Here is an 11949-nt window from a genome sequence, read left to right as displayed (position 1 = left end):
AAGTGTAGTGTGAGCAATGAGAAAGGGGTTGCGATAACATCGCAACCCCTTGATTTTGCTTGGTGGAGCTGGAGGGAATCGAACCCACGACCTCTTGAATGCCATTCAAGCGCTCTCCCAACTGAGCTACAGCCCCGTGCAGAAAGAGAGGTGTAGCTGAAGTGACGGGTCGGGTCAAGCAAAGAGTGACAATTCAGGCAATTTTTTGGGTGGTCATGTCCGGAAACCAGGGGATGGGCAGGTTGGGGCTGGGGTGGTACTGTGGCGGTGTCACGCGCGGGGGGAGCGCCCTTGTTGGGATGTGGTCGGTTGCGCAAGTCCATTGCAGCAAGGCGCTTGTGGGTATGCTGGCGGGCTGGTGCGAGGCGACTGATTCCACGGCGCTGGGCGAGGAGGCTGATTCGTGACGAATGGCCGAAGCGAGCACAGCGGCAAAATCGCGTGCAGCTGCGGTGCGAGAGGGGTGGCGGGGGTGGTCGCCGGGAATGCCCATGGCACGCTCCTTGTCTTGGCAGTGAGCAGTGCATGGCCTATCGGCGGGGTACGCGGAGAGTTGAGGGGGAGAGGCAGAAAAAGAAGGAAGTTATTCGGAAAATGGTTGCTTGAGTTCCTCTTCGTCAATGGCGTCGGCATCTGGGGCACTGAAGCGGACCAGATTTCGCAAGTGGGCGTAACTGTCCGGGTCCATGCCGGTAAAGTCCACCGCCACCCGGGCGGGTGCGGAACCATCGAGCTCAACTCGGACCACTTCGCCTTCCAGGGTGATGGTGACACCAGTGGCAAGCGGAAGTTTGACGATGCAGGTCATTCCCGGGGCGGGGACGGGGGCATCCGGTGCTGCGACTTCATCGACTTCGCACAACAGTCCTTTGAGACTCAGGTTGTGCATGAGGACCGGAACGCACATGGCCTGCGTGCAGAGCGAGCCTGTATGCCCGGTCTGGATTCGGGACCGGCGGCGCAGGGAGTCTGTCATTGTTGCGCGTCTCCACGTTCAAGCCACGGGATGTCGGGCATTTCGCGACCAGGTGTGCGCGGCCGTGTGTATGGCATCAGTTCCATCAACGCCCGCAGCACGTAACGGCCTTTTTCCGGTTCGGTGACGGCCAACGCCTCCACGCCGAACTCCAGCAGCATATCCACCACCTCGCCGGCTGGAGTGACCACCCGGCCGGTCTCATCCACTTCCACCACGGCCCGGATGTCCTTTTCTCCATTGGAGATGGCTTTGAGCAAGGCCACGCGGGTGGCGCTGGCGCCCATGGAAGGCTGCGCATGTTCCACATTGCCGGCCACATACAAGGTGCCGGAAACTCCCAGCGCGGCGGCTCCCCGCGGGGCCTTGGAATACGGCGTGTAAGCGTACACCAGAGCCGCCTTCGCGGCCTCAAGCATGCGGGCCACGTCCTGGGCCGGCAGGTCAGGGATGAACCATTTACGATACAGTTCCGCGTACTTGCCGTTTTCAAGCGTCCGGCGGAAGCCCTGGTTGAGCATGGCAGTAAGGGCGCGGGTTTCCTTGCTCACGGCGAAGTGGATGGGCATGACGGCAATGGGTTCGCCCACGGGGGAGATGCCTGGAATGGGCAGGCGGCGCATGAGGTAGGTAGCCGTCTTGTCTGCGCCACCGAAGGCATCCACCTCTCCATTGGCCAGGGCCTGCAGTGCCTCGCGCTGGGAGGGGAAGCTGCGGACGTTAAGGCCGCCGTGGTCCTCCAGCAGGCGCAGGTACAGGGTGCCGCGTTCTGCGCTGACAGACTTGCCGCGCAGCTGGCTCAGGGCGGCCACGCGATGATCGTTTCTGGTAAAGAGGCGGACTTCCAGCCGGGCGGTGGGCTGATCGGCAAAGTCGTAGAGCAGCTCGCGCTTGGGGGTACGGGCCATGCCGGAAGTGACGTGAATGGCTCCGGAAGACAGGGCCAGCTGGATCTGTTCCCAGCTCATGGCCTTGTACACGACCTTGATATTCCGGCCTTCCAGACAGGCGTTGAAGAGGTCGATATCGAAACCGGCTGGCTGGCCGTCACGCTCATAGGCGAAGGGCGGGAATTCTCGGTCGAACCCGAAAATCACTTCGCTGGGCAAAGGCGGCAGCGTGGCAGCGCTACCGAGATTGCCCTGGGCGAAGGCAGGTTGCAGCAGCAGGCACCACGCGACGAGAGTGAGCAACACAGTATGTACGATCATGCAATCACTATAGCCGGTTGCGCGGCGCGTGACAATACGATGAGTGGGGCATCAATGGCGAATTCTGGGCAAAACCGCGGCAAGTTCCTCTCCACGCCGGGAGTGGAGCGCTTGCCCGAAGTCGCGAATTTTGGCGGAAAGGCCCGGGGTATCCGGCAGGGAAGGCAAGGCTGGAAGCTGTAATGAGGCGAAATCGATTGGTTTTATGGCCATGGAATCATCAATGCTGCAGCCACCATGGGCTCCGCCGCCCAGGATGCGTTCGCGTTCCCCATCGCCCACCAGCTGTTTGCAAAAGCCGATAACACAAGAGGGCGCCTGAGATGCATTCGCATCGCGAACCCGGCAGTTGTGTTCGTCGCACCAGTCTTCCAGCTGTTTGTAATGCAGGGTCATGCGTTTGGGGCCGCGGGCAGTGTCCTGGGTGACACGGCCATGGCGGTATTCTTCAAAGGCCTGGCGGGCCTGCGTGTAGGCGGCTTCCAGGAGTTTTGCATAGCGGCTGGCTTTGGTCAGTGCTCGGGGGAAGGCACTTCTGAGCCGCAGGGGCCGCCCGCGCAGGGTGCAGAACAGTTCGGACAAGGCGGCTTCGTCCAGTTCCAGACCCACAAGGCGGAAAAACGCCACCGCCTCCTGCTCATCCAGGAGCAGCGCACCGAGCAGCGCGGCGGCATCCAGGGCCTGCTCGGCCAGGCGTTGCAGCTCTTCGGCCTTGCGCCTGAGCAGCTCCTCCTGGCGTTCCAGCTCCACACGGCGGCCAAAAAAATTCTCCGCCGCTTCGGAAAGCGCTTCCGAGGCCAGGGAGTTGGCAAACTCTTCAAAGGAGGAGGAGGAACGCGGCGGCATGCATTCACCCTAGCCATGCCTGGCCCGCATGGCAAGACTGATCACTTCAAGTCCCGGGGTGAATCAGATCAAGGCTGTGCCGGATATGCAAAATGTTCGGCTGCATGCTCCAGCAGCGCCCGGAGCATGACCTTGGCCGGCGCCTGCGGCAGGTTTCTGGCTTCCAGCAACCCCTGCAGGGTCAGCGCCAGGGGCAACGGCACGGCGCGGGTGGGAGTGGCGTGCAAGCCGTCAAAGGACGCCACTGCGGAAGACAGGCTCATGGGCAGGTGGACCCGCCGAATGCTGGCTGCGGCCTGAACGTGTTCGGCACAGAATGCCGGAGGCGAGGTCATGAGAAATTCCCGGCACAGCAACGGGCGCAAGGGATAAATGCTGCAGGCCTCATCCAGCAGAAAGGGGCAGGGGAGCTGCAGTGCCCAGTAGCGGCGCTGGAGTTCCTGCAGGCGGGAGGCATTGGTGAACTCTGCCGTATGACTGTGGATAAGTGCAGCCAGCAACCCTTCCTGCTCCAGACGGGAGCAAATGGCGGCGCTGGCGTCCCGGATCCGCGCCTGTTCATCGGGTTGAAGCTGACAGACAAGATGCCCCAACAGCGCTGCCTCGTGCAGGGAAACGGCAACCAGCTGCCGGCAACACATGGCGCAGCCTTTGGCACAGGTGATGGTCAGGCCCGAGGCGGAGGTGGCGGATTCAGCCTGCTCCAGAATGGCATTGCCCAGAGTGAAGACCTCCGGAAGGAGCTCGACCAGGGTGACTGGTCCTTCCGGGGGCTGCACGGCGCAGTGCAGGGTCAGACCGTTCTCGAAGGAGGCCCGCACAACCAGATCTCCTTGGCCGGCCCGGCTTGCCCGGCTTGCAGGACCAGTGTGCGCTCTGGTGCAGCTGATGGATGCCCTGGCGGGTCGGGGAGTGTTCATGCTGTCCTTGCAGTAAAAGGCACGTTCCTCACGTGTGGCCTGGCCGGCGGCCCATGGCATTTCACAAACCGGGTTGCAAAACGCCATGGGCAGGGATTGCGGGCTTCATGCGCTGGTGGCGCAGGAGGGTTAGTCCTGGCTGCGATGGACCGTGGGGCCGCCGTCGGCCTGATTGGTGGGCCATATTTCCACACGGGCAATATTCACATGGGCCGGTCGGGTTGCGGCCCAGAAGATGGCCTCGGCAATGTCTTCGGCGTACAGAGGTGTCACGCCTTTGTAGACGGTGGCGGCGCGGGTTTCATCACCATGGAAGCGGGTTTTGGAGAAGTTTGTTTCGGCCATGCCGGGTTCGATGTTGGTCACGCGGACGTTTGTTCCAAGCAGATCGGACCGCAGATTGGCGCTGAACTGCTGCACAAAGGCCTTGCTGGCACCGTACACATTGGCGCCCCTGTAAGCATGGCTGCCGGCGATGGAGCCAAGGTTCACCACATGCCCCGTGCCGCGTTCCACCATGCCGGGCAGGATGGCGCGGGTGCAGTAGAGCAGGCCTTTGATGTTGGTATCCACCATCACTTCCCAGTCATCCAGAGAGGTGCCGAAGGCAGGCTCAAGCCCCAGGGCCAGGCCGGCGTTGTTCACCAGCACGTCCACTGCGGCAAACGCCTTGGGCAGATCGGCCACAGCGTTGAACACGGCGTCCTTGTCCCGCACGTCCAGCACCAGGGGATGCACCGGTGCAGGCGCGAGCTCTTCGACCAGCCCTTTCAAAAGTGCTTCATTGCGGCCGGAGGCCACCACATTCCAGTTGTTTTTTGCGAACAGACGGACACAGGCCGCGCCAAAGCCAGCAGTGGCCCCGGTGATAAAGACGGTCTTCAAACCATGCTCCTTGGGTTGCGGAGGCGGCGCTCCATGCAGGGAGGAAGCCGGAGCATACATCAGCCTGACCGCGGAGCACAAGTCAGGCAAGCTTGCATCGTTACACGAAATATTTCCCGGAAGCAGGAGCCGGAACGCGCACGGCCGCCGTGAGGTGGACTCACGGCGGCCGGCATGCAGTGGCGAATCGAGGAGGCGTTTCTAGTGTTGCGTCCTCTAACATGCTCCATACAGAATAGACGCAACACTGGGCCGCTGGCACAGCGGCCCCGGAGCAGCATGCTCCGTGATTCAGCCGAAATCCCCGCATTTCGGCTGACGATCTTCCACGAAATCTGCTGACATTCTTATCACCTTATTTCGTGGACATCACACTAGGTGGTTGCGCGGGCCCGGTTGCGGCGGCGCATGCGGATCAATCCAGCTAGCCCAAGACCGGCCAGCACCAGCGTGGAGGGTTCGGGCGTCTGGCGGGTGCCGACATTATCCCAGTACACATCGAAAGATTCACCAAAATTGTACGAATTCAGGATGATGTTGGCAATGACACCGTCCTGCCAGATGTCGTCGAAGGCGTAAGCAAATACGCCATCAATATAATAGTCCATGGTGGAGCCGGTGTAGCGCATTTCCAAGGTATGCCAGGCATCTTCGGCATAGCCCGAGCCGAGCAGATTCCATCCGCCAAGAAAATAGTCAAAGCTGTAGAAGCCGGAGATGATGCCGGCACCTTCGCGCCAGGAAATGATGGGGTACCCGCTGACGAGGCCGTCGAGGGTTTTGAGCGTACCCCAGATGCCGACATTGGCGCTGTTCCAGCTGGAATCGATGTACAAATCGGCAGTAATGATTTCGGAGACCGATACCCCGAAGTCGAGTTTCATCCCTTGATAATTGTAAAAGGAGCTGGATTGCTGATCGCTGCCATCAATTCCAATGTGCAGGCGAGAGTCGCCGTCGAAGGACGCGATTTCAAAGACGGCAGGCTCATAGCGATCCCGGTACCAGCCAACGAGGTCGGCGCTTGAGTCGAAGGTTAATACGGCAGCCTGTGCCAAGGTGGGACACAATGCCAGGACAGCGCAGAGCAGGAATGCAAGCCGGCGGGGATTCATAGGGGAGCTCCTGGTAACTATATGTTTTTTTAGTGAAATAGAGCAAAAAACGATCCAGATATTTTATGTGTATTTTGAGTGTGTTACGCAATCAGAAGCAGCGAACGCTGTCGGTTTGGCTAACAAGTGTTAAGTTTTTCGACATTCCACGCCATTTTTTCCTGGAATTATGAAAAAAACAGCGTTTGATACGTTGACAGATTCCAACGGTGTTTGATAATTCCTTCAAACAACGATTGAGCCATTGTTTAAAGAGAACGTTGTTTCAAGCCATATTTGGAGCGCCCCATGCCACCCTATGCCAACATGCACGCCAGAAGCCTTCAGCAATTTCAGCAGCCCCGGCGCGAGGTGCAGGATTCCACCCGCGACCGCATCCTCAAGGCCGCTGAGGCCATTTTTCTGGAAAAGGGCTTTCAGAAAGCCACCATCCGCGATATCTGCGGGGTGGCCAAAGCCAATGTGGCGGCGGTGAATTATCATTTTCAGGACAAGGACGGGCTGTATATTGCCGTGGTGGCCAACCTGCTGGACCGCGGCGCCCGCCGCTATCCTCTGGACAGTGGCCTCCCCGAGAATCCCTCAGCCTCGGATCGGCTGCGGACCATGGTCTACAATATCCTCTGCCGCCTCTTCTGCAATGATCAGGGGGACTACACCGAAGAGCATGGCCGCTTTGTGCTGGAGGCCTTGTTTGGCGATTCTCCGCACATCGCCGTGCTCATGGACACGTTTGTCAGGCCTTCGCAGCAGTATTTGCGAAACATCATTGAGGGCATTCTTGAAGAGCATCAGCTTGCGGCCGAGGAACGAGTGCTTTCCCGCTGCGCCATGAGTCTGTTCGCCCAGGTGGTGTATTACGTGTATGCCCGCAATTTCGAATCCCGTCTGGACGATGGCCGGTGCCGGGACTTGCAGGATCTCGGAACGCTGGCGGATCATATCACCGCTTTTTCCCAGGCCGGGGTCTGTGCCGTGGGAACGAGGCAGGCTGCCTAGGCAGCCAAGGAGTGTATTGTGGAACGGCTGTTCATCATCGCCGCCTGGTGTCTTGTGGTGGCTGCGTTGCTTTCGGGGTGTAGTGAGAGCCCGTTGCATGCGCAGGGGGCCAACACGACCTCCAATGCAACAGAAAACGCCTCTGGCAGCGCGCTGGTGCCTGCATCCCCCGTGCGTACTGTGGAAGTGCAGGTGGAACAGGTGACCCCCCGGCCGTTCAAGGACTTGCTGGTCCTGCCGGGCCAGACTGAGGCCCTGCAGGACGTGCAGCTGGCCATGGACGCCGAAGGCCGCGTGGATTGGGTGGGTGTGGAAAAGGGCGACCTCGTCCAGAAAGGGCAGGAGCTCCTCCGGCTGGACGCCGCCCTGGTTCGCGCGCAGCTGGACAAGGCCAAGGCTGATCTGGCCCTGAAGCAGGATCTGGCCTCCCGACGCAAGGCGCTGTTTGCGCAAGCCGTGCTTTCCAAGGAAGAACAGGATCAGGCCCTGACCGAAATGGCCGTGGCCCAGGCCTCCGTGGACGAGGTGGAAACCGCGCTCTCCCGCACGGTCATCCGCGCGCCTTTTGCCGGCCGGGTCAATGATGTCACGGTGGATCCCGGAGAATATGTCACCAAGGGGTCACCGGTGGTGGATCTCGTCAATGTCACCACCATCCGGGTGACGGTGTCTGTGCCGGAAATGGACGTGCGGCATCTGGCCGTGGGGCAGCCTGTGGTGGTCACCATCGACGCCCACGGCACCGAGCAATGGCCTGGCGTGGTGGACTTTGTGGCCTACAAGGCCGACAGCGCCACCAAAACCTTTGAGGTACGTGTGGTGGTGGACAATAAAGACGGTCGCATCCGGCCCGGCATGGCCTCCCGGGTCACCTTCGTGCGGCGTGACATCCCCGATGCCATCACCGCGCCCCTCTTTGCCGTGGTGGATCGCGGTGGCGAACGGCTGGTGTATGTGGCGGAGCACGGCGTGGCCAAGGCCAGAACCGTGGCCATCGGCCATATTGCCAGGGACCGCGTGCAGATTCTCGAGGGCCTCACCCCGGGGGACTGGCTCATCATCTCCGGGCAGAAGGATGTGGAGGATGGCATGAGCTTGGCCGTGCTGAATCCGCCCGCCGCTCCCGTTGCCGCCGCACATGAAGGCCACGCCGCCACAGGGGCCAACGCCGGGGTACGCGTCCAGTGATCATTCCCAATCTCGCCTTGTCGCGGCCCTGGGCCGTGGTGGTCTCGGTGGTGGGCATCATCCTGTTCGGGGCGGCGAGTTACGTCTCCCTGCCGCGGGAAAGCTCGCCGGACATCACCATCCCGTATGTGTTCATCACCACGCGGTACGAAGGCGTGGCCCCGGAGGACATGGAAACCCTGATCACCATGCCCCTGGAGCGCAAGCTCAAGGCCCTGAAGGGCGTGGAGGAGATGAAATCCACCTCCGAGGAAGGGCTTTCCTTTATCTCCATCAAGTTCCTGCCCTCGGAGAATATTGACGACGCCTTGCAAAAGGTGCGCGACAAGGTGGATCAGGCCAAGCCGGATCTGCCCACGGACCTGGAAGACGATCCGGAGGTGGAGGAGGCCAATTTTTCGGACCAGCCCATTCTGCAGATTGCCCTGTCCGGTGAGTTTTCGGCCAAGCGCCTCAAGCGCATGGCCGAGGATCTGCAGGACCGCATCGAATCCATCCCCGGCGTGCTGGAAGCACCCATCATCGGCGGGCTGACGCGCGAGATTCACGTGGAGCTGGATCTGGACCGCGTGGGCTTTTACCATCTGCCTGTCTCCAGCATCCTGAACTCCGTCTCCCAGAGCAATGTGAACATGCCCGGCGGTTCCCTGGATATTGGCGAAGGCAAGTATCAGGTGCGCGTGCCGGAGGAGTTCAGCAACCCTGCAGAAATAAACTCGCTGGTGGCCTACGTGCGCGATGGCAAGCCCATCTACGTGCGCGATGTGGCTGAAATAAAGGACTCCAACAAAGACCCCGCCACCGTCAGCCGCATTCAGGGGCAACCCAGTGTGACGGTGCAGGTGAAGAAACGGGCCGGCGAGAACATCATCTTCATCACTGATGAAGTCAAACGCGTGGTGGAGGAGATGCGCCCGCAGCTGCCGCCAAGCCTGCGCATCGACCTCATGGCCGATCAGTCCAAAGATATCCGGCGGATGGTGTCTGATCTGGAAAACAACATCATCACCGGCCTCATTCTGGTGCTGGGGGTGGTGCTGGTGGGGATTGGCGGGCGCAGCGCGGTCTTTGTCTCCATTGCCATCCCCCTGTCCATGCTGGTGTCCTTTATTGTGCTGGACATGATGGGCATTACCCTGAACATGGTGGTGCTCTTTTCCCTGATTCTCGCCCTGGGCATGCTGGTGGATAATGGCATCGTCATGGTGGAGAACATTTATCGCTACATGCAGCTGGGGCATTCGCGCTTTGAGGCGGCCCGGCTGGGGGCTGGCGAGGTGGCCTGGCCGGTCATCACCTCCACGCTCACCACCGTGGCTGCGTTCTTCCCCATGCTCTACTGGCCGGGCATCATGGGCGAATTCATGTCCTACCTGCCCCTGACCTGCATCATTGCCCTTTCGGCCTCGCTTTTTGTGGCCCTGGTGGTGAACCCGGTGCTCTCGGCCAAGTTCCAGACCGTGCCCAGGGGTGTGGCGGCGGATGGCGAGATTCCGCCCGGCTGGATACAGCGGCGTTATCGTGGACTGCTGGAGTGGAGCCTGCGGCACCGCGGGCTGGTGGTTGTGCTCTGCATTGCCTCGCTCTTTGGTTCCATCGTTGCCTTTGGTGCGTTCGGTCGCGGGGTGGAGTTTTTTCCGGACATCGAGCCCAATCGGGCGATCATCGAAATCAAAGCGCCCGTGGGCACGAACCTTGCCACTTCGGACAGGCTTGTGCGCATTGCCGAGCAGGTGGCTCTGACGTATCCGGATATTCTCTTTGTCATCTCCCAGGCCGGCATGGAAGGCGGCGACCCGTTCAGTTCCGGGGGCACGGGGGAGCATCTTTCCCAGATCACTCTTGAATTCAAGGAGATGAAGGAACGGTCGCGCCCTTCCTCGGCCATTGTGTCCGAGCTGCGGGAGATTTTGAAAGAGAAGATCAAGGGCGCGGAAGTGCGCGTGGAAAAGCAGGAGGAGGGCCCGCCCACCGGCTCACCCGTGACCCTGGAACTGCTCAGTGACAACCTGCAGGACCTGGACGCCATGGCCCAGACCCTGCACAAGCTTCTGGAGGCCACGCCGGGGCTGGTGAACGTCAAGGACAACGTCCTGCGCGGCAAGCCGGAGCTGGCCGTGCATGTGGACAAGGAAAAGGCCGCCCTGCTGGGGCTGGACGCCTACACCATTGCCTACACAGTCAAGACGGCCTTCAACGGCGCCAAGGTTGGCGTGTACCGCGAAGAGGATGAGGAGTACGACATCGTCGCCAAGCTGCCCAAAAAGGATCGCAGCAGTGTGGAGGCTGTGCGCCGCCTCACCGTGGCTGGCCCCAATGGCGAACCCATTCCCCTTACCTCCGTGGCCAGCGTGGAGCTTTCCAGCGGCCTGGGCGGCGTGCATCGCAAGGACCAGAAACGCGTGGCCACCCTGGAAGCCGACGTCAGCGGGCGCCTGGCCAACGATGCCATTGCCGAACTCACAGCCAGGTTGAACACCATGAGCTGGCCGCGTGGCATGACCTGGCGGTTTGCCGGCGAGCAGGAGGAGCAGCAAAAGGCCCAGGCCTTCCTGACCAAGGCCTTTGGTGCGGCGGTGCTGCTTATTCTGCTGGTGTTGCTGGCTCAGTTCAATTCCCTGGGTGTGCCCTTCATCATTCTCACTTCGGTGGCCCTGTCCCTGATCGGGGTGTTTCTGGGCCTGCTGGTGACTAACACGGCCTTCGGGGTGATCATGACCGGGGTAGGGGTGGTCAGTCTGGCCGGGGTGGTGGTGAACAACGCCATCGTGCTTATCGATTATTTCAACGTCCTGCGCGAGCAGGGCCTGGAAGTGCACGAAGCCCTGATCCGTACGGGGATGACCCGTTTCCGGCCGGTGCTGCTCACGGCCGTGACCACCATGCTCGGACTGCTGCCCATGGCCGCGGGCGTGAGCTATGATTTCTTGAATCTGCAGTGGGATATTGGCGGGGAATCTGCCCAGTGGTGGGGGCCCATGGCCGTGGCGGTGCTCTTCGGGCTGCTGGTGGCCACCTTCCTGACCCTGGTGCTTGTCCCGGTGTTGCTTTCCATAGGAGAAAGCGTAGGAACATGGAGAACCCGCCGCCGCGAAAAAGCGGCCGGACGAACACGCGATCGACAAGAAAAGGCCGTGCCCTCGCCATAATCAGAGGGTAATCTCCAGGCCGTCAATGGTGTTGTTCCCCTGATACAAGAGAAGGTGTTCGATGCCGCAAATGATGGCCTTGTCGGAAGCGCTCTTCCGGCAAAAGGGCGCCGTGCCTGTCGTGGCTTCAGGCGCGGACTGCTCTGGAGATGCCCAGGCAAGGGACAGGCGGAGCTTCATCCGGGTGTATGTTCGCCTGGAACAGCGCAACTCCCTGGTGCTGGTTCGGGAAAACGGGCAGAAGGTGCATGCCGCGTTGCTGGATATTTCCATCGGCGGCGCCCGGGTGCAGTTTCTGGAACCACCACCCGCATTTGATGAAGGGGAGATTCTGGCCCTGTCGCAATGCAGCCTGGAGCGGTACGGCTGTATGCTGGAAGGGCTGCCCGCGCAGGTGGTTTGGGCCAAAGATGTGCAGGCCGGCCTGCTGTTCGAAAAGATTTTGGAATAACCCTGCATAATTATGTACGCACCAAAGAGGCGGCCCACTCGTTGGGTCGCCTCTTTGGTATTGGGCTTCCGGAGGTTGGGGGCTTTTCTCCATGGCGCCTTGCCACGGAGTTGAGGGCGGTGTATAGTGAATCTGTATGTGTCAGGTTGTGATATCGACCACGCAAGGTACACTGCATGTCCACTGCGCCGCTTTCGCCATATGAATCA

10 protein-coding genes and 1 tRNA gene are annotated in these 11949 nt (G+C 60.7%); 4 read left to right on the top strand and 7 right to left on the bottom strand.

The features are described 5' to 3' along the window. Window positions 1-60: 60 nt before the first annotated feature. The 7 genes from ACYQ00_RS12695 to ACYQ00_RS12665 all read right to left on the bottom strand — a co-directional run bounded on the left by ACYQ00_RS12695 (window position 61) and on the right by ACYQ00_RS12665 (window position 5953). Window positions 61-136: transfer RNA gene (locus ACYQ00_RS12695), tRNA-Ala, on the bottom strand. Between the two features lie 447 nt (window positions 137-583). Beyond that, window positions 584-976 carry a PilZ domain-containing protein gene (locus tag ACYQ00_RS12690; RefSeq protein WP_460032468.1) on the bottom strand — a complete coding sequence of 131 codons (393 nt, stop codon included), beginning with the start codon at window positions 974-976 and terminating at the stop codon, window positions 584-586. Next, window positions 973-2187: a transporter substrate-binding domain-containing protein gene (locus tag ACYQ00_RS12685; protein ID WP_460032467.1), complete on the bottom strand. Its 1215-nt coding sequence runs from the start codon at window positions 2185-2187 to the stop codon at window positions 973-975. The genes ACYQ00_RS12690 and ACYQ00_RS12685 overlap by 4 nt, the downstream gene beginning before the upstream one ends. A 51-nt stretch (window positions 2188-2238) precedes the next feature. Beyond that, window positions 2239-3033, bottom strand: coding sequence for a hypothetical protein (locus ACYQ00_RS12680; protein ID WP_460032466.1), 795 nt, complete (start codon window positions 3031-3033; stop codon window positions 2239-2241). A gap of 68 nt (window positions 3034-3101) precedes the next feature. Then, complete coding sequence (locus ACYQ00_RS12675) at window positions 3102-3953, bottom strand: hypothetical protein (RefSeq protein WP_460032465.1); 852 nt, start codon at window positions 3951-3953, stop codon at window positions 3102-3104. 129 nt (window positions 3954-4082) lie between these two features. After that, entirely contained in the window at window positions 4083-4838 is a 756-nt protein-coding gene (locus tag ACYQ00_RS12670; RefSeq protein WP_460032464.1) for an SDR family NAD(P)-dependent oxidoreductase, read from the bottom strand. 374 nt (window positions 4839-5212) lie between these two features. Then, window positions 5213-5953, bottom strand: a complete 741-nt coding sequence (locus ACYQ00_RS12665; protein WP_460032463.1) for a PEP-CTERM sorting domain-containing protein — start codon at window positions 5951-5953, stop codon at window positions 5213-5215. Between the two features lie 288 nt (window positions 5954-6241). Between ACYQ00_RS12665 and ACYQ00_RS12660 the strand changes: the two genes are divergently transcribed. From ACYQ00_RS12660 to ACYQ00_RS12645, 4 genes are all read left to right on the top strand, one after another. Then, window positions 6242-6952, top strand: coding sequence for a TetR/AcrR family transcriptional regulator (locus ACYQ00_RS12660; RefSeq protein WP_460032462.1), 711 nt, complete (start codon window positions 6242-6244; stop codon window positions 6950-6952). A gap of 18 nt (window positions 6953-6970) precedes the next feature. Continuing rightward, window positions 6971-8140 (top strand): efflux RND transporter periplasmic adaptor subunit, encoded by a 1170-nt coding sequence (locus tag ACYQ00_RS12655; protein WP_460032461.1) that lies wholly within the window; start codon window positions 6971-6973, stop codon window positions 8138-8140. After that, window positions 8137-11289, top strand: coding sequence for an efflux RND transporter permease subunit (locus ACYQ00_RS12650; protein WP_460032460.1), 3153 nt, complete (start codon window positions 8137-8139; stop codon window positions 11287-11289). The genes ACYQ00_RS12655 and ACYQ00_RS12650 overlap by 4 nt, the downstream gene beginning before the upstream one ends. Window positions 11290-11350: 61 nt before the next feature. After that, window positions 11351-11740 (top strand): PilZ domain-containing protein, encoded by a 390-nt coding sequence (locus ACYQ00_RS12645; RefSeq protein WP_460032459.1) that lies wholly within the window; start codon window positions 11351-11353, stop codon window positions 11738-11740. Window positions 11741-11949 lie beyond the last annotated feature (209 nt).

This window comes from Megalodesulfovibrio paquesii, from assembly GCF_054653055.1.
This window is presented reverse-complemented; position numbering and strand designations above follow the sequence as displayed.

Coding starts and splice junctions, on each gene's coding strand:
- ACYQ00_RS12690 (WP_460032468.1), bottom strand. CDS start 976: ATGACAGACTCCCTGCGCCGCCGGTCCCGAATCCAGACCGGGCATACA.
- ACYQ00_RS12685 (WP_460032467.1), bottom strand. CDS start 2,187: ATGATCGTACATACTGTGTTGCTCACTCTCGTCGCGTGGTGCCTGCTG.
- ACYQ00_RS12680 (WP_460032466.1), bottom strand. CDS start 3,033: ATGCCGCCGCGTTCCTCCTCCTCCTTTGAAGAGTTTGCCAACTCCCTG.
- ACYQ00_RS12675 (WP_460032465.1), bottom strand. CDS start 3,953: ATGAACACTCCCCGACCCGCCAGGGCATCCATCAGCTGCACCAGAGCG.
- ACYQ00_RS12665 (WP_460032463.1), bottom strand. CDS start 5,953: ATGAATCCCCGCCGGCTTGCATTCCTGCTCTGCGCTGTCCTGGCATTG.
- ACYQ00_RS12660 (WP_460032462.1), top strand. CDS start 6,242: ATGCCACCCTATGCCAACATGCACGCCAGAAGCCTTCAGCAATTTCAG.
- ACYQ00_RS12645 (WP_460032459.1), top strand. CDS start 11,351: ATGCCGCAAATGATGGCCTTGTCGGAAGCGCTCTTCCGGCAAAAGGGC.